This window comes from Streptomyces aurantiacus, from assembly GCF_001418335.1.
Classification (GTDB): domain Bacteria; phylum Actinomycetota; class Actinomycetes; order Streptomycetales; family Streptomycetaceae; genus Streptomyces; species Streptomyces aurantiacus.
The window spans coordinates 56,555-74,536 of the sequence record NZ_LIPP01000110.1; the positions used below are offsets into that span (position 1 = coordinate 56,555).

A 17,982-nucleotide genomic window follows, 5' to 3' on the forward strand; every position below is an offset into this window, starting at 1 on the left:
GGCAGCGGCAGCCCCGGGGGTGTCAGTCCCGCGGCCGCGCGTGGTACGTCCGACGGGTGTGTTCCGTGTGGGCGCGCATCACGTCCGTCGCGCGTTGTTCGTCGCGGGCCGCGATCGCGGCGATCAGGTCGCGGTGTTCGATCCAGGACTGCCGGCCGCGCTGGCGGGCGACCGGTGTGTAGTACCAGCGCACGCGGCGGTCGACCTGTGCGGCCAGTTCGGCCAGGACCGTGTTGCCCGCGAGGGCCATGACCTTGGCGTGGAAGCGGGCGTTCGTCGCGACCGCGGCGTCCACGTCGTCGGCGGCGACCGCCTCCTCGCCCTCGGCGCACAGCTTCTCCAGGGCGGCGATGCCCGACGTGCCCGTGTTGGCCGCCGCGAGCCGGGCGGCCTCGGCCTCCAGCAGCGTACGCACCGTGAGGAGTTGGTCCGCCTCCGCCTCGGTCGGCTCGTGCACGAAAGCACCCTGCGCGGGCCGCAGGTCCACCCAGCCCTCGGTGTTGAGCCGCTGCAGCGCCTCGCGCACGGGCTGCCGGGAGACCCCGAGGTGCCCGGCCAGTTCGCTCTCGACCAGGTGCTGGCCGGGCTGGAGGGCGCGCGTCGTGATCAGTTCGAGCAGGGCCTCGTAGACGCGGTCCCTGAGCGGACCCGGCCGTTCGAGCTTCGGCACCGACCCCTGCGGCAGTCCGGTCGACAACATCGCGGTCCCCCTCCTGGGCAGCGGCGCCGTGACGGCAGCCTCCCAAGCCAGTATCAATTGTCTTTCGTCTACAGTCTACGGCGCACAGTGACCAGGCCGAGAGGGAGTTGGCCTTGTCACATCAGGCGAACGCGCAGGTCACGGGCAGTGGATGACCTGGCCCGCGTACGAGAGATTGCCGCCGAAGCCGAAGAGGAGGACGCGGTCGCCGGTGGAGATCTCGCCTCGTTCGACGAGCTTGGAGAGGGCGATCGGGATGCTGGCGGCGGAGGTGTTGCCGGATTCGACGACGTCGCGTGCGACGACGGCGTTCACGGCGCCGATCTTCCCGGCGAGGGGTTCGATGATGCGCAGGTTCGCCTGGTGCAGCACGACGGCGGCGAGGTCCTCGGGGGTGAGCCCGGCGCGCTCGCAGGCCTTGCGCGCGATGGCCGGCAGTTTCGTGGTCGCCCACCGGTAGACGCTCTGGCCCTCCTGGGAGAACCGCGAGGGGGTGCCCTCGATGCGTACCGCGTTCCCCATCTCGGGCACCGAGCCCCAGAGCACGGGCCCGATGGCGGACTCCTCGGCGGCCTCGACGACGGCGGCCCCCGCCCCGTCCCCGACGAGTACGCAGGTCGTACGGTCCGTCCAGTCGGCCACGTCGGACATCTTGTCGGCGCCGATCACCAGTACCCGGGTCGCGCCGCCGGCCCGTACGGCGTGGTCGGCGGTGGCCAGCGCGTGGGTGAAACCCGCGCAGACCACGTTGATGTCCATGGCGGCCGGTGACGGGATGCCGAGGCGGGCCGCCACCCGGGCCGCCATGTTCGGCGACTTGTCGACGGCGGTGGAGGTGGCCACCAGGACGAGGTCGATGTCCTCGGGGACGAGGCCGGCCGCCGCGAGGGCCTTGGCGGCGGCGTGCGCGGCCAGCTCGTCGACCGGTTCGTCAGGACCGGCGATGTGGCGCGTACGGATGCCCACCCGGCTCGTGATCCACTCGTCGCTGGTGTCGACCAGCTCCGCCAGGTCCTCGTTGGTGAGCACCCTGGCGGGCTGGTAGTGGCCGACGGCAGCGATGCGTGAGCCGTTCATGGGTTGGTCCCCTTGGTTGCCTGGGTAGCAGGACTCACCAGTCTGATCAGGTACCCACGGGTATGCGGGCACGTAAAGTCACAGGATTGGCGTGCCACCCTTGTCGGCTTCCGTCAGACCCTCCGAAGGCCCCCTGACGCCCCGAACACCCGGCCTGCGGGTATTCGGGCGTCTGACCTGCGTATTCCGGACCCTAACCGGTGAACAACTGGGTGGCTTTCCGTACGAGCTCGTACAGACCATAGGCCAGTGGCGCTCCCACCCAGGCCCAGGAGAGGACGATCAGCCCGCGACGGTCGGACGGACCGCCGGCCGGCAGGCCGCTCTCCGGCGGACTGCTGGGCAGCGGGCTGCTGTCAGGCGGGCTGCTGTCGCTCGTGGACATCTGCGGCCTCCTTCTGGGTGACGTGATGGCGGGCGTCCACGGGCCGGACGAGTTCGTTGGCGACGAACCCGACCACGAGCAGCCCGATCATGATAATCAGTGACACTCCGTAGAGGGACGCTCCGGATTTTCCGGCCTCCTCCTGCCGGTCCGCGATCCAGTTGACGATCAGGGGGCCGAGGACACCGGCCGTGGACCAGGCGGTGAGCAGCCGCCCGTGGATCGCGCCGACCTGGTAGGTCCCGAACAGGTCCTTCAGGTAGGCGGGGACGGTCGCGAAGCCGCCTCCGTAGAAGGAGAGGATCACCAGCGCGCAGATGATGAACACGGGCTTCGAGGAGTCCCCGACCCAGGCGATGAGCGCGTACATCAGCGCGCCGACGCCCAGGTAGACGCGGTAGATGTTCTTGCGCCCGATCAGGTCGGACGTCGACGACCAGCCGATACGGCCCGCCATGTTGGCCGCCGAGAGCAGCGCGACGAAACCGGCCGCCGCCGACACCGAGACGGGTGTCGAGGTGTCCGCGAAGAAGTCCGTGATCATCGGCGCGGCCTTCTCCAGGATGCCGATGCCCGCGGTCACGTTCATGCAGAGCACGATCCACAGGAGCCAGAACTGCGGGGTCCGCACCGCGCTGTTCGCGGAGACCTGTACGCCCTCCAGCGGGGCCGGAGTGCCGTCGGCCGCGGTCTTCGCGGGACGCGGCACGCGCACCAGCAGCACACCGAGCGACATGAAGACGGCGTACGTCAGTCCGTGCACGAGGAACGCCAGCGCGATGCCCGAGCTGTCGGACCCGAAGGAGTCCAGCATCTGCGCGGACCACGGTGAGGCGATCAGCGCGCCGCCGCCGAAGCCCATGATGGCGATGCCGGTGGCCATGCCCGGCCGGTCCGGGAACCACTTGATGAGCGTCGAGACGGGTGAGATGTAGCCGATGCCCAGGCCGATCCCGCCGACGAAGCCGTAGCCGAACACGATCAGCCAGTACTGCTCGGTGGCGGCGCCGAGAGCGGCGAGCAGGAAGCCCGAGGAGAAGCAGATCAGGGCGACCGTCATCGCCCAGCGCGGCCCGTTGCGCTCCACGAGTGTGCCGCCGAACGCGGCGGACAGGCCGAGCATCACGATGCCGAGCTGGAAGGGCAGGGCGCTCTGGGTGCCGCTGAGGTCGAGCGCGGACTCCAGGGAGGGCTTGAACACGGACCAGGCGTAGGCCTGTCCGATGGAGAGGTGGACCGACAGGGCCGCGGGCGGGACCAGCCAGCGGCTCCAGCCCGGTGGGGCTACAGGGGGACTCATGATCCCGGACGATAGGAAGCGGCTGCTCAGTTGGGAAGCCGGTCCGTCCCAACTTGTCGATCGTATGCGGTGAACGGTGTGCGGGATGCGGTGAACGGTCGGTTTCGGCCGACGAACGGTGTCCCCGGGCCTTCTCCGCGCCCGCACCAAGGGTGTTCGGAGCGCGACGCTCGGCGAGCTTCCCTCGACGGACTTCCCTTGACGGGCAGCCGCCGGGGCCCTGCCGGGGGCAGTGTGTCGTCCGCGGGCCCGTGGGGGCCGGTCGCGCAGTTCCCCGCGCCCCTGAAAAGTGCGGCCCGCCCCGACGCATCGCCTGGCGGGCAACCGCCGAATGCCCTGCCGAATGCCCTGCCGGGGACCGTGCGTCGTCCGCGGGCCCGTGGGGGCTGGTCGCGCAGTTCCCCGCGCCCCTGAAAAGTGCGGCCGCCGCCCGGCTCTTGCCCTGAGGGTACTGAGCGTGCGCTGCGCGAACCCTTGCCGCCCCAACTCCCATACTGTAGACAATATTCAGTCGACATGGTTCAACGCTGTCAGCGACTCCTCGGTACCCTCGACCGAACGGAGCCTCCAAGTGAAGGTCGCAGTTCTCGGCGCCGGTGCGATCGGCGCCTACGTCGGTGCCGCGCTGTATCGCGCGGGTGCCGATGTGCACCTCATCGCCCGTGGACCGCATCTCGCGGCCATGAGGCAGCACGGAGTGCGCGTACTCAGCCCGCGCGGTGACTTCACCGCCCGGGCCCACGCCACCGACGACCCGGCCGAGGTCGGCCCGGTCGACTTCGTCTTCCTGGGCCTGAAGGCCAACTCGTACGCGGCGTGCGGGCCGCTCATCGAGCCTCTGCTGCACGACACGACGGCGGTGATCGCCGCCCAGAACGGCATTCCCTGGTGGTACTTCCACCGGCACGGCGGCCCGCACGACGGTCACCGCGTCGAGAGCGTGGACCCGGACGGCGCGGTCAGTGCGGTGATCGCGCCCTCCCGGGCCGTCGGCTGTGTCGTCTACGCGGCGACCGAGCTGGCGGGACCCGGCGTGGTCCGCCACCTCGAAGGCACCCGGTTCTCCATCGGCGAGCCCGACCGCACGGTCTCGGTGCGCTGCGCCGCGTTCGGCGAGGCCATGGTGGCCGGCGGGCTCAAGTGCCCGGTGGAGCCCGACCTGCGCAACGACATCTGGCTCAAGCTGCTCGGCAACATCTCCTTCAACCCCATCAGCGCCCTGGCCCGCGCCACCATGCGGCAGATGTGTCTGCACGGCGGCACCCGCCGGGTCATCGAGATCATGATGACCGAGACGCTCGCGGTCGCCGAGGCACTGGGCTGCCGGGTGGGCGTCTCCATCGAGAGACGGCTGGCCGGCGCGGAGCGGGTCGGCGACCACCGCACCTCGACGCTCCAGGACCTGGAGCGCGGCAAGCCCCTCGAACTCGACGTGCTGCTCGCCGCCGTCGTCGAACTGGCGGAGATCACCGACGTCCCGGTGCCCACGCTCCGCACCGTCCACGCCATCTCTGACCTGCTCGCACTGAGAACCGCCGCATGAGCACTTCCCGCCTGAGGACCTGCCGCATGAGCACCAGCACTTACCGCACGACGACTTTGGGGAACGCTGTATGACAAAGCGAGACCGAACTCCCAAGACCTACACCCGACTTCAGTACCCCCTGGTCCGTGACTCCCGTGACGAGCCGTTCCGGCGCGCCACCTGGGACGAGGCCCTGGACCGTGCCGCCCGGGGCCTCGGCGCCGCACGTGGCGCGTTCGGCCTGTTCTCCTGCGCCCGCGCGACCAACGAGATGAACTACGTGGCACAGAAGTTCGCCCGCGTGGTCATGGGCACCAACAACGTCGACTCCTGCAACCGCACCTGCCACGCCCCCAGCGTGGCAGGCCTGTCGGCGGCCTTCGGCTCGGGCGGCGGAACCTCCTCCTACGCCGAGGTGGAGCACACCGACCTCGTCGTGATGTGGGGGTCCAACGCCCGCTTCGCGCACCCCATCTTCTTCCAGCACGTCCTGAAGGGGATCAGGAACGGCGCCCGGATGTACGCGGTCGACCCGCGCCGCACCTCCACGGCCGAGTGGGCCGAGGGCTGGCTCGGGCTGAACGTCGGCACGGACATCCCGATGGCCCACGCGATCGGCCGCGAGATCATCCGGGCGGGGCTCGCGAACGACGCGTTCATCGAGCGGGCCACCACCAACTTCGAGGAGTACCGGCAGCTCGTCGAGCCGTGGACGCTGTCGCTCGCCGAGAAGGTGACCGGCGTACCGGCCGCCGCGATAAGGGAGTTGGCGCACGCCTACGCCCGCGCCGAGCGCGCCCAGCTGTGCTGGACGCTCGGCATCACCGAGCACCACAACGGCACGGACAACGTGCGCGCCCTCATCAACCTGTCGCTCCTGACGGGCCATGTGGGGCGCTTCGGCTCGGGGCTGCAGCCCCTGCGCGGGCAGAACAACGTGCAGGGCGGCGGTGACATGGGCGCGATCCCGAACCGGCTGCCCGGCTTCCAGGACATCCTCGACCCGGACACGCGGCTGAAGTTCGAGTCCGCGTGGGACACCGTCATCGAGCCCCACTACGGGCTGAACCTGACGGAGATGTTCGAGGCCATGGAGGAGGGCTCCCTCAAGGCCGTCTACTGCATCGGGGAGAACCCGGCGCAGTCGGAGGCCGACAGCGAGCAGGCGGTACGGCGGATGCGGGCCCTCGACTTCCTCGTCGTCCAGGACATCTTCCTGACGAAGACGGCCGAACTGGCGGACGTCGTCCTGCCCGCGACGGCCGGCTGGGCCGAGACCGAGGGAACGACGACCAACAGCGAGCGCCGGGTTCAGCGGGTCCGCGCGGCCGTCACCCCGCCCGGTGAGGCCCGCGAGGACATCGACATCCTCTGCGACCTCGCCTCCCGGCTCGGCCACCAGTGGAAGTACGCGGACTCCGAGGCCGTGTGGAACGAGCTGCGGTCGGTGTCCCCGGACCACTACGGGATGACGTACGAGCGTCTTGAGGAGCACCAGGGCATCCAGTGGCCCTGCCCGGAGACCGACCGGATCGAACCGACCTATCTGCACGGCCGGTTGTGGGACGCCGACCCGGCCTCGCGGGGCCGGCTCGCGCCCTTCGGGCTCGTCCAGCACGATCCGCCCGTCGACCTGACGGACGAACGGTTCCCGATCCGGCTGACGACCGGGCGGCGGCTCGACTCGTACAACACCGGGGTGCAGAGCGGCAGTTTCGCCTCGCCGCTGCGGCGCGGCGAGTTCGTCGAGCTGTGCCCGGAGGACGCCGAGCGCTACGGCGTGGTGGTCGGCGAGAAGGTCCAGGTCTCCTCGCGGCGCGGCGCGGTGGTGGCGCCGGTGTGGGTCGATCCCGCGCTGCGGCCGGGCCTCGCGTTCATGACCATGCACTTCCCCGACGAGGTGGACACCAACCAGCTGACGATCGAGGCGAACTGCCCGATCGCGGGGACGGCGGAGTTCAAGGCGTCGGCGATCCGGATCGAGAAACTGCCGGTTGCGATTCAAGTGAGGTGATGTGTGGTGGACCTGCACTTCGGTGACAGCAAGCCGACGGACGAGGAGCGGGCGGCGGTCGACACGCTGCTCGGTCCTCCGGAGTCTTCGTGGGAGGGTGCCGACCGCAGCGACGCCGACCTGAGGTGGGCACGCGGCGGGCGTGCGGCCCGGGACCGCCGTGACCTGCTGTTGCCGGGGCTGCACGCCGTCAACGACCGGATCGGCTGGATCAGCGAGGGCGCCCTCGACTACCTGTGCCGGCGGCTGACGGTGCCGCCCGCGGAGGCGTACGGGGTCGCCACCTTCTACGCGATGTTCTCGGTGAAGCCGCGCCCCGCGACGGTCCTGCACGTGTGCACGGACCTCGCGTGCGCGGCGGCCGGAGCCTCCGAGCTGTGCGCGGGCGTCGAGGCCCGGCTCGGCCTCGGCAGCGGGGTGAGCGTCGAGCGCAGCCCGTGCCTGGGCCTGTGCGAGCGGGCCCCGGCCGCGCTCGCGATCACGGCCGGGGACCCGGTACGTACGGCCGTGTCGGCGCCCGCGACCGTCGAGCGGGCCGTGCTCGCCGCGAGCGCACCCGACTCGGCGCCCGAGGAGCCGTCGGCCGCGCTGGCGGTACCGCAGGCCGGGGACCCCTCCCTGATGCTGCTCGGCCGCGTCGGCGTGGTCGACCCGGCGTCGCTCGACGACTACCGGGCGCACGGCGGTTACACGGCCCTGCGGCAGGCCTTCGCGATCGGCCCCGCCGGGGTCATCCGCGAGGTCACCGACGCGGGCCTGGTCGGGCGCGGCGGCGCCGCCTTCCCCACCGGCCGCAAATGGCAGGCCACGGCGGCGGCGCCCGACCATCCGCACTACCTGGTGTGCAACGCCGACGAATCCGAGCCGGGCACCTTCAAGGACCGCGTGGTCATGGAGGGCGACCCGTACTCGCTCGTGGAGGCGATGACGATCGCGGCGTACGCGGTCGGTGCGCACCAGGGTTATCTGTATCTGCGCGGCGAGTACCCGCGGGCGCTGCACCGCATGGAGCACGCCATCGGGCAGGCACGCGCGCGTGGGCTGCTCGGGGACGACATCCTCGGCCAGGGGTACGCCTTCGACATCGAGATCCGGCGCGGCGCGGGCGCGTACATCTGCGGCGAGGAGACGGCCCTCTTCAACTCCATCGAGGGGTACAGAGGAGAGCCGCGGTCGAAGCCGCCCTTCCCCGTGGAGAAGGGCCTGTTCGGCAAGCCCACCGCGGAGAACAACGTCGAGACGCTGGTCAACGTCCTGCCGATCCTCACCATCGGGGCTCCCGCGTACGCGGCGATCGGCACGGCCAAGTCCACCGGGCCGAAGCTGTTCTGCGTGTCGGGCAGCGTGGACCGGCCCGGCATCTACGAGCTGCCGTTCGGCGCGACACTCGGCGAACTGCTGGACCTGGCGGGCGTACGCGACCGGCTGCGCGCCGTGCTGCTCGGCGGCGCGGCCGGTGGTTTCGTACGGCCCGACGAGCTGGACATCCCGCTCACCTTCGAGGGCACGCGGGAGGCGGGCACGACGCTCGGCTCCGGGGTCGTGCTGGCCTTCGACGACACCGTGCCGCTGCCCCGTCTGCTGCTGCGGATCGCCGAGTTCTTCCGCGACGAGTCGTGCGGGCAGTGCGTGCCGTGCCGGGTCGGGACCGTGCGCCAGGAGGAGGCGCTGCACCGCATCGTCGAGCGGACCGGCGCGGACGCCGCCGCCGACATCACCCTGCTGCGGGAGGTCGGCCGGGCCATGAAGGACGCCTCGATCTGCGGTCTGGGACAGACCGCGTGGAACGCCGTGGAATCCGCCATCGACCGCCTGGGGGCGTACGAATGACCGTCACATCGCTGGGGATTCCCCGCCGTCTGCTGGAGTTCACCATCGACGGCGAGCCGGTGCGGGCGCCGGAGGGCGCCACGATCCTGGACGCCTGCCGGTCCGCGGGCAAGGACGTCCCGACCCTGTGCCAGGGCGACACCCTGACCCCCAAGAACGCCTGCCGGGTGTGCGTCGTCGAGGTCGAGGGCGCGCGCACCCTGGTCCCGGCCTGTTCCCGCAAGGCGGAGGCGGGCATGGAGGTGCGCACGGACACCGAACGGGCCCGGCACAGCCGCAAGATCGTCCTGGAGCTGCTCGCGTCCTCCGTCGACCTGTCGACCACCCCGGAGGTCGCCGGCTGGCTCAAGGAGTACGAGGCCAAGCCCGACCGGTTCGGCCCCGACGCGGCCCGCGTCGACGAGGAGCCGAGGGTCGACAACGACCTCTACGTACGCGACTACGACAAGTGCATCCTCTGCTACAAGTGCGTGGACGCGTGCGGCGACCAGTGGCAGAACACCTTCGCGATCTCGGTCGTCGGGCGCGGTTTCGACGCCCGGATCGCCGTCGAGCACGACGGGCCGCTCACCGACTCGGCCTGCGTGTACTGCGGCAACTGCATCGAGGTGTGCCCGACCGGGGCACTTTCGTTCAAGTCGGAGTTCGACATGCGCGCGGCGGGTACGTGGAACGAGCCGGCGCAGACCGAGACGACCACGGTGTGCGCCTACTGTGGAGTGGGCTGCAATCTCACGCTGCACGTCCAGGACAACGAGATCGTCAAGGTCACCTCGCCGCACGACAACCCGGTGACCCACGGCAACCTCTGCATCAAGGGCCGCTTCGGCTACCAGCACGTACAGAACCGGGACTGATCAGGACATGGGACGAGTCACGGAACGACGCAAGGTGATCCGCATCCGGGACGGAGTGGTCTCCGCCCGCCCGGACACGCTCGTCGCCGAGGAACCACTGGAGATCCGGCTCAACGGAAAACCTCTCGCGATCACGATGCGCACCCCGGGCGACGACTTCGCGCTCGCGGCGGGCTTCCTGGTCAGCGAGGGGGTGCTGGGCCGGGCCGACGAGTTGCAGAACATCGTCTACTGCGCGGGCGCGACGGTCGACGGCTCCAACACGTACAACATCGTCGACGTGCGCACGGCGCCCGGCCTCGTCATGCCGGACATCACGCTCGAACGCAACGTGTACACGACGTCGTCCTGCGGTCTGTGCGGCAAGGCGAGCCTGGACGCGGTCCGTACGACGGCCCGCTGGACGATCGACGACACGCACGGCGACACGACTCCCCCGGTACGGCTCGAACCCGAACTGCTCGCGGGCCTCCCCGACCGGCTGCGCGCGGCGCAGCGCGTGTTCGACCGGACCGGGGGTCTGCACGCGGCGGCCCTGTTCACCGAGGACGGCGAACTGGTCGACGTCCGGGAGGACGTGGGCCGGCACAACGCGGTCGACAAACTCGTCGGCCGCGCCCTCCAGAACGGCTCCCTGCCGCTGTCCCGCACGGTGCTCCTGGTCTCGGGGCGCGCCTCCTTCGAGCTGGCCCAGAAGGCGGTGATGGCCGGTATCCCGGTGCTCGCCGCGGTCTCGGCGCCGTCCTCGCTTGCGGTGGACCTGGCCGCCGAGTCGAACCTGACGCTCGTCGGCTTCCTGCGGGGCGCTTCCATGAACGTGTACGCGGGCGAGCACCGCATCGCTCTGCAGGCCGCGGCCGCCCAGAGCTGACCGGTCTCCCCGCGACACGGCGGCGGGGCCCTTGTCCGGCGGGGAGCGCCCCCTGCGCCGGAGGGGCCCCGCCTCACCACGACACGCGCACGCTTCTTGTGAGGTGCGCGGAGCCCCAGTAGCGTCTGTGCGCGCACGTCGGACGTGGGATGTCCGGATGTCCAGGCAGCTGAAGGGCAGGTCGCACCATGCCGTCGCAAGGGAATCCCCTCAGAACCGCGCTCACCGCGGTCCTCACCGCCGCCGCGCTGCTCGCGCTGCCGGGCACCGGACACGCCCGGTCTGCCACCGAGCCCGGTGGGACCACCGGCGAGAGCACCGCATCCGAACCGTTCGAGCAACAGGTGCTCTTCAAAGCCTCCCAGGACCCCGGATACGCCTGCTTCCGGATTCCGGCGGTCGTGCGGACGGCGAAGGGCACGCTGCTGGCGTTCGCCGAGGGCCGGGTGAACGACTGCGGCGACGCCGGCGACATAGACATCGTGCTCAAGCGCTCCACCGACGGTGGCCGCACCTGGGGCCCCCTCCAGATCGTCAACGAGGGCGCGGGCGACACCCACGGCAACCCCGCCCCGGTCGTGGACCGCCGGACCGGCCGGGTCGTACTGGCCGAGACGTACAACACAGGCCGCACGGACGGCGGCAACTGCGACGTCCCGTGCGACCGCACCCCGCACCTGCAGCACAGCGACGACGACGGCCGCACCTGGTCCGAGCCCCGCGACCTCAGCGACGAGATCCTGCCCGCGCACTGGAACTCCTGGTACGCGACCGGACCGGTGCACGGCATCCAGCTGACCGGCGGCCGGCACCCGGGCCGGCTCGTGTTCGGCGTCAACACCGAGACGTGGGACGGCACTCGTGTCAGCGCCAACCATGCCGCGCTCGTCGTCAGCGACGACGGCGGCGACCACTGGCGGATCGGCGCGACGGACTCGTGGCCGATCGCGCAGGACGGTACGTTCCGGCAGAAGCCGTCCGAGCTGACCGTGACCGAGCGTGCCGACGGAACGGTCCTGGTCAGCGGACGCGAACAGGACGGCACCGATCCCGGCCACCGCACGCAGGCGTTCAGCGCCGACGGCGGCGACAGCTTCACCGCGCCGTTCCGTGCCCTCCCCGGCCTCTACGCGCCCCAGGTCCAGGGCGCCACGCTGCGCCTGGGCGACCGGCTGCTGCTGGCCTGCCCCGGCGACCCGGACCGCCGCCGCACGATGCTGTTCCGCTCCTCCTACGACGGCGGACGCACCTGGGACAGCGTCGACCGGGGCACGGTGGTCACGACGGACTGGTCCGGCTACTCCGACCTGGTGGGCATCGACGCCGGCACGGCGGGCCTGCTGTACGAGGGCGGCGCCGTGGACGCCCGCGACGAGATCCGCTTCGCGCGCTTCACCGAGGACTGGCTGGCACCGCGCCGCGGCCCGGACCCGACCACCCCCGACCTCGCTTCGCACGCGCCCGGCGCGGCGGTCCTCGGCGGCGCGCAGGAGACGGCCGGGGTGTCCGGCGGCGCCCTCGCGTTCGACGGCGCCGACGACGCCGTACGCCTGCCGTACCGGGCCGGACTGCCGCTCGGGACCAAGGACTTCACGGCGTCGCTGTGGTTCCGCTACTCGGCCACGACGGGCGAGCAGCCGTTGCTGTGGATGGGCGGGGTCGGCACCACCCAGCCGCAGGTATGGCTGCGCGGCGAGCCCGCCAGCGACCGGATCCAGGGGCTGATCACCGTCCGGGACGGCGCGAGCGCCCCGCGGTCGGTGTCCGTGCGCACGGCCGGCGCGTACAACGACGGACGGTGGCACCATCTGGCGCTGCGCCGCGGCGCGGGCCGACTGACCCTGTCCGTCGACGGGACCGCGACCGGCACGGCGGACGTACCGGGATCGGTGAGCCGCAACTCGCCGTTCGGGGTGCACATCGGCCAGAAACTCGACAGCCGCGCCCACTTCACCGGCGCGATCGACGACGTCCGCGTGTACGACCGGGCGCTGAGCGACACCGAACTGACCGGTGTGCGCGCCTCGGACAAGGCGGTGCCCGGTGACACCGTCCTGTGGCTGCCCATGGACCGGGTGGACCGGGTGGGCGGCAGCCACTAACGTCCCGGGCGTGCCCGCCGACGCACGAGCACGACAGCGCACGGGGACCGGTCTGGGGGTGTTGCTGGCCCTGGCCCTGGTCCTCGGGGCGGTGCTGCTCACCGCAGGGCCCGAGGGCGACAGCGGGAAGGACGCCTGCCGGGCCCGTACGGTCGCTTCCTGGGCCGCGGAACCGGACGTCACCGACGAGTTCGCGCGGTACGGGGACGACGCCTCGCGGGCCGACGACTGGACCGGCGGCGACGGCACGCACTCGGTGCGGCTGCCGGACGGGCGGGTGCTCTGGCTGTTCTCGGACACGTACCTCGGCCAGGTGCACCGCCCGCCCAACCCGGCGGGCGAGTCCTACGCCTGGCGGGACACGACCGCGCCGCTGGTGCGCAACTCGGCCGTCGTCATGGAGGACGGGCGCCTGGACAGCACGCTTCCCGCGCCGCTGTTCGCGGACCCGGCGCCCGGGCAGTGGCGCTGGCCGGTGGCGGCGCGGGTCGAGCCCCGCTCCCCCGGCTCGTCCGAGCAGGTCGTGCGGGTCGTGCTGTGGACCCGTACGACCGGTGCGTATCCCTGGATCTACGGGGTGCCCGCCGCCACCGAGGTCGCCACGCTGTCGCTGCCCGGTCTGCGGCTCGAAGGCGTCACGCGCGTCCTCGACCAGCAGGGGGTCCCGGACCCGGCGCGGCGGGTGCTGTTCGGCACGACCGCGCTGACCCACGACGAGGACTGGACGTACGTCTTCGGCGGTGACGACGCGCGGGCCGCCGCACAGCCGGCGTCGAAGGCGTACGTCGCGCGCGTGCCGCGGGGGCGGCTCGCGGACCCCGCCGCGTGGCGGTACTGGGACGGCGAACGGTGGACCATCCCCTCGCTCATGAAGCCCGTGCTGGGGGACGGCGCGCGCAAGGGGGTGGGCAGCGCGTTCACGGTCACTCGCGACGCGGGCACGTATGTCCTGTTCACGATGGCGGCGGGCGCCGAGGGGCTGACGGCCGTCACCTCGTACTGGGCGTGCTCGCCCACCGGACCCTGGCACGGACCAGGCAAGGTCTTCAGCCCGCCGCTGCCGGAGCGGCGGGCGGGCGTCGCGGCGTACAACCCGCAGGTCCATCCCGCGCTCGGCGCGGTCGGCCGGGGCGGGCTCGTGCTGAGCTACGACGTCAACTGGCTGGACGCCGGCGGTGGGGTGGCGGCGCAGGCGAACCTCAGTCGGAACGTGTCCCTGTACCGACCGCGATTCGTGACGCTGCGGCTTGGCCCGGAGTGAGGGACGAGGCCGGCTCCGGGTCGCGGGAGCGGCGTTTGGCGATGACCGCGCAGACCATGAGCTGCATCTGGTGGAAGAGCATCAGCGGCAGCACGGCCAGCGAGGCGTCGGCGCCGAAGAGCACGCTCGCCATGGGCAGTCCGGACGCCAGGGACTTCTTCGAGCCGGCGAACTGGATGGCGATACGGTCCTCCCGGCCGAACCGCAGGGCCTTGGAGCCGTACCAGGTCAGTGCCAGCATGACGGCGAGCAGTACCACCTCGACGGCGAGCAGACCGCCCAGGCGCTGCGGGCTGACCTGGTGCCAGACGCCCTCCACCATGCCTTCGCTGAAGGCGGTGTAGACGACCAGCAGGATCGAGCCGCGGTCCACCAGGCCGAGGATCTTCCTGTGGCGCGCGATGAAGCCGCCTATCCAGCGGCGCAGCAACTGCCCGGCGAGGAACGGCGCGAGCAGCTGCAGCAGGATCTTGACGAGCGAGTCGGCCGAGAACCCGCCCCCGCTGCCGCCGAGGAGCACCGCGGCGAGCAGCGGGGTGAGCACGATGCCCACCAGGGAGGAGAAGGAGCCCGCGCAGATCGCCGCGGGCACGTTGCCGCGCGCCATGGAGGTGAAGGCGATGGAGGACTGGACCGTCGAGGGGACGAGGGTGAGGAAGAGCAGACCGGTGTAGAGGGAGTGGTCCAGGAACACCGGTTCCAGTCCGCGGGTCGCCAGGCCGAGCAGCGGGAACACCAGGAACGTGCTGGCCAGGACCGTGAGGTGCAACCGCCAGTGCCGTACGCCGTCCATCGCCTCGCGGGTGGACAGACGTGCCCCGTAGAGGAAGAAGAGGAAGGCGATCGCCGCGGTGGAGGCACCGGACGCGACCTCCGCGCCGGCGTCGCGGGCGGGCAGGAGAGCGGCGAGGCCCACCGTCCCGAGCAGCAGCAGGATGTACGGGTCTATCGGCAGCCAGGACGGCCACTTCGGGCGGCGTTTCACGGTGCTCCGTTGCTGGGTCTCGCTGGGTCGTAGCAGATGGTTCGTGCCCTCTCCATCGTCCTCCTCGCGACCTTGATCGGGAATCCGGTATACCGCTCTGACTGCCATCACGGAACGCGATAACCTTGGCTTGTGTACGACCCCTCCCAGCTACGCACCTTCCTCGCCGTGGCCCAGACGCTGAGCTTCACCCGGGCGGCCCGGCGGCTCGGGCTGCGGCAGTCCACGGTCAGCCAGCATGTGCGCCGCCTGGAGAACACCGCGGGGCGGCAGCTGTTCACCCGGGACACCCACTCCGTGGAGCTGACGGAGGACGGGGAGGCGATGCTCGGGTTCGCGCGCCGGATCCTGGAGGCGCACGAGCAGGCGGCGGCGTTCTTCACGGGGACACGGCTGCGCGGCCGGCTGCGGTTCGGCGCCTCGGAGGACTTCGTCCTCACCCGGCTGACCGAGATCCTGGAGGGTTTCCGCCACGACCATCCCGAGGTCGACCTGGAACTGACGGTCGAGCTCTCGGGCACCCTGCACGAGCGGCTGGCCGAGGGGAAGCTGGACCTGGTGCTGGCCAAGCGCCGCCCCGAGGACCCGCGGGGCGAACTGGTCTGGCACGACCACCTGGTCTGGATCGGTGCGGAACGCCTCCGGCTCGATCCCGACCGCCCGGTCCCGCTGATCGTGTTCCCGCCTCCGGGCATCACCCGGGCCCTGGCCCTGGAGGCCCTGGAGCGGCAGGGCAGGTCCTGGCGCGTCGCGTGCACGAGCGGCAGCCTCAACGGCCTCATCGCGGCGGCCCGCGCGGGGCTCGGCGTGATGGCCCACTCGCGGAGCCTGATCCCGCCGGGGCTCGTCCGCGTCCCCGACCGCGCGGGTCTGCCGGAGCTGGGCGAGGTGGAGTTCGTGCTGATCCACGGCAGGCGCCACACGGCGGCCCGGGGTGCGGCGGACGCGCTGGCGGCGTCGATCCTGTCGGCGGGCGACCGGCTGCACCGCGCCCGCTGAGGGTGTACCGGGGCTACGCCGAGGCGTCGTAAGCGGGTCGTACAGATTCCGTGGAGATTGCGGAACCGAAACTTACGTCTGGGTAAGGATTCTGTCCCGGCCTTCCCCCTTGTGGCCGGATTTCAGGGGTTGACCTGTGCGTACGCCCGGCCCCGGGTCGGTTCGCCGCCCCTCCCGCGGCGGCTTCGGGTGGGGTAGCTTTCACCGCGCTGCGGAGCACCACAAGGAGCGGGGATTGAGCGAGTTCACCAACCCTCCCCTGGCGTCGGCACCGCCGGTGGGCGGCCTGGCCGATGCCGTCTTCGAGTATGCCCAGGAGGATCCTCTCTACATCGCACTAGGCCGCAAGGACGAGCACGGCAGCTGGCGGGACGTGACCTCCGCCGAGTTCCGTGACGAGGTCCTCGCGCTGGCGAAGGGCCTGCTGGCGCACGGCGTCCGGTTCGGCGACCGGGTCGCGATCATGTCCCGTACCCGGTACGAGTGGACGCTCTTCGACTACGCGCTGTGGTCGATCGGCGCCCAGGTCGTACCGATCTACCCCACCTCGTCGGCCGAGCAGGTCTTCTGGATGCTGCACGACGCGCAGGTGTCGGCGGCGATGGTGGAGCACGAGGACCACGCGATGACCATCGCCACGGTCATCGACCGGCTGCCGGCCCTGCACCAGCTGTGGCAGCTCGACGTGGGCGCCGTGCAGGAGCTGTACGAGGCGGGCGGGCACATCGACGACGAGGTGGTGCACCGGCACCGGCGCGCGGTCACCCCGGAGTCCACGGCGACGATCATCTACACGTCCGGCACCACCGGCCGCCCCAAGGGCTGTGTCCTCTCGCACGCCAACTTCATGTTCGAGACGGACACGGCGATCGGACGCTGGGAGCCGCTCTTCCACTCCAAGCGCGGCGACGAGGCGGCCACCCTGCTGTTCCTGCCGCTCGCGCACGTCTTCGGGCGGATGGTGCAGGTCGCGGCGATCCGGGGCAAGGTCAAGTTCGGCCATCAGCCGCAGCTCAACGCGGCGGCCCTGCTGCCCGACCTGGCGGCGTTCCAGCCGACGTTCTTCCTGGCCGTGCCGTACATCTTCGAGAAGGTCTTCAACGCCGCGCGGCGCAAGGCCGAACGGGAGGGCAGGGGCGGCCCGTTCGAGAAGGCCGTCGAGGTCGCGGTGCGGTACGCGGACGCGGTGGAGGCCAAGGCGTGGGACATCGGCCCCGGCCCTTCGACGGCGCTGCGCATGCAGCACCAGCTCTTCGACAAGCTCGTCTACTCGAAGATCCGTGCCGCGATGGGCGGGCGCGTGCGGCACGCGATGTCCGGCGGCTCCGCCATGGACCGGCGGCTCGGCCTGTTCTTCGCGGGCGCCGGCGTGCAGATCTACGAGGGATACGGGCTGACCGAGTCCACGGCCGCCGCGACCGCGAACCCGCCCGAGCTGACCCGGTACGGCTCCGTCGGCCAGCCCATCCCGGGCACGACCGTGCACATCGCGGACGACGGCGAGATCTGGCTGCGCGGCGACAACGTGTTCCAGGGCTATCTCAACGACCCGAAGGCCACCGACGCGGCCCTGCACGACGGCTGGCTGGCCACCGGTGACCTCGGTTCGCTCGACGAGGACGGCTATCTCACCATCACCGGGCGCAAGAAGGAGATCCTGGTGACCTCCGGCGGCAAGAGCGTCTCGCCGGGGGTGCTTGAGGAGCGGGTGCGTGACCATCCGCTGGTCGCGCAGTGCATCGTCGTCGGCAACGACAGGCCGTACATCGCGGCGCTCGTCACGCTCGACGGGGAGGCCGTCGAGCACTGGCTGCAGATGCGGGGCAAGCCCCAGCTCACCCCCTCGGAGCTGGTACGGGACCCCGATCTGGAGACCGAGGTGCGGCGGGCCGTGGTCGCCGCGAACACGCTCGTCTCCCAGGCCGAGTCGATCCGCACCTTCCGGATACTGGCCCACCAGTTCACCGAGGAACACGGCCTGCTGACGCCGTCCCTGAAGCTGAAGCGCAAGGCGATCGAGAACGCGTACGAGTCAGAGGTCGAGGCGCTGTACCGGGCGTAGTGGGGGGCTCCCCC

General features: G+C 71.3%; 14 protein-coding genes. 9 read left to right on the plus strand and 5 right to left on the minus strand.

Annotated features, from left to right (window positions below; genetic code table 11):
- Positions 1 to 22: 22 nt before the first annotated feature.
- The 4 genes from AOK01_RS15935 to AOK01_RS15950 form a co-directional block, all read right to left on the minus strand.
- A complete protein-coding gene (locus AOK01_RS15935; protein ID WP_055512073.1) occupies positions 23 to 700 on the minus strand; it encodes a GntR family transcriptional regulator in 678 nt (225 codons plus the stop codon).
- A 138-nt stretch (positions 701 to 838) separates the two neighbouring features.
- On the minus strand, positions 839 to 1,777 hold the full coding sequence (locus AOK01_RS15940) for a beta-ketoacyl-ACP synthase III (RefSeq protein WP_055512075.1): 939 nt from the start codon (positions 1,775 to 1,777) through the stop codon (positions 839 to 841).
- A 193-nt stretch (positions 1,778 to 1,970) separates the two neighbouring features.
- Positions 1,971 to 2,162: an MFS transporter small subunit gene (locus tag AOK01_RS15945; protein ID WP_055512077.1), complete on the minus strand. Its 192-nt coding sequence runs from the start codon at positions 2,160 to 2,162 to the stop codon at positions 1,971 to 1,973.
- Positions 2,134 to 3,462: an OFA family MFS transporter gene (locus tag AOK01_RS15950; RefSeq protein ID WP_055512078.1), complete on the minus strand. Its 1,329-nt coding sequence runs from the start codon at positions 3,460 to 3,462 to the stop codon at positions 2,134 to 2,136. Before AOK01_RS15950 ends, AOK01_RS15945 begins: the two co-directional genes overlap by 29 nt.
- 571 nt (positions 3,463 to 4,033) lie before the next feature.
- Between AOK01_RS15950 and AOK01_RS15955 the strand changes: the two genes are divergently transcribed.
- The 7 genes from AOK01_RS15955 (at position 4,034) to AOK01_RS15985 (ending at position 13,922) form a co-directional block, all read left to right on the plus strand.
- Positions 4,034 to 5,005: a 2-dehydropantoate 2-reductase gene (locus tag AOK01_RS15955; RefSeq protein ID WP_055512081.1), complete on the plus strand. Its 972-nt coding sequence runs from the start codon at positions 4,034 to 4,036 to the stop codon at positions 5,003 to 5,005.
- Between the two features lie 70 nt (positions 5,006 to 5,075).
- The gene (locus AOK01_RS15960) at positions 5,076 to 7,001 is read left to right on the plus strand and encodes a molybdopterin oxidoreductase family protein (RefSeq protein WP_055512082.1); all 1,926 of its coding nucleotides are present in this window, start codon (positions 5,076 to 5,078) and stop codon (positions 6,999 to 7,001) included.
- Positions 7,002 to 7,007: 6 nt separating this feature from the next.
- Positions 7,008 to 8,831 carry an NAD(P)H-dependent oxidoreductase subunit E gene (locus tag AOK01_RS15965; protein WP_055512084.1) on the plus strand — a complete coding sequence of 608 codons (1,824 nt, stop codon included), beginning with the start codon at positions 7,008 to 7,010 and terminating at the stop codon, positions 8,829 to 8,831.
- Positions 8,828 to 9,688 (plus strand): 2Fe-2S iron-sulfur cluster-binding protein, encoded by an 861-nt coding sequence (locus AOK01_RS15970; RefSeq protein WP_055512086.1) that lies wholly within the window; start codon positions 8,828 to 8,830, stop codon positions 9,686 to 9,688. Before AOK01_RS15965 ends, AOK01_RS15970 begins: the two co-directional genes overlap by 4 nt.
- A gap of 7 nt (positions 9,689 to 9,695) precedes the next feature.
- Positions 9,696 to 10,559, plus strand: coding sequence for a formate dehydrogenase accessory sulfurtransferase FdhD (fdhD, locus tag AOK01_RS15975; protein WP_055512088.1), 864 nt, complete (start codon positions 9,696 to 9,698; stop codon positions 10,557 to 10,559).
- A 188-nt stretch (positions 10,560 to 10,747) separates the two neighbouring features.
- On the plus strand, positions 10,748 to 12,661 hold the full coding sequence (locus AOK01_RS15980) for a sialidase family protein (RefSeq protein ID WP_055512090.1): 1,914 nt from the start codon (positions 10,748 to 10,750) through the stop codon (positions 12,659 to 12,661).
- A 10-nt stretch (positions 12,662 to 12,671) separates the two neighbouring features.
- A complete protein-coding gene (locus AOK01_RS15985) occupies positions 12,672 to 13,922 on the plus strand; it encodes a DUF4185 domain-containing protein (RefSeq protein ID WP_055512092.1) in 1,251 nt (416 codons plus the stop codon).
- Here AOK01_RS15985 and AOK01_RS15990 read toward each other — a convergent pair.
- Positions 13,861 to 14,907, minus strand: coding sequence for a bile acid:sodium symporter family protein (locus tag AOK01_RS15990; protein WP_245702275.1), 1,047 nt, complete (start codon positions 14,905 to 14,907; stop codon positions 13,861 to 13,863). The genes AOK01_RS15985 and AOK01_RS15990 overlap by 62 nt on opposite strands.
- Before the next feature lie 132 nt (positions 14,908 to 15,039).
- Between AOK01_RS15990 and AOK01_RS15995 the strand changes: the two genes are divergently transcribed.
- Together AOK01_RS15995 and AOK01_RS16000 are read left to right on the plus strand one after the other, a co-directional pair.
- Positions 15,040 to 15,906, plus strand: a complete 867-nt coding sequence (locus AOK01_RS15995; protein WP_055512094.1) for a LysR substrate-binding domain-containing protein — start codon at positions 15,040 to 15,042, stop codon at positions 15,904 to 15,906.
- Positions 15,907 to 16,141: 235 nt separating this feature from the next.
- The gene (locus AOK01_RS16000; protein WP_055512096.1) at positions 16,142 to 17,968 is read left to right on the plus strand and encodes an AMP-dependent synthetase/ligase; all 1,827 of its coding nucleotides are present in this window, start codon (positions 16,142 to 16,144) and stop codon (positions 17,966 to 17,968) included.
- Positions 17,969 to 17,982: the final 14 nt, after the last annotated feature.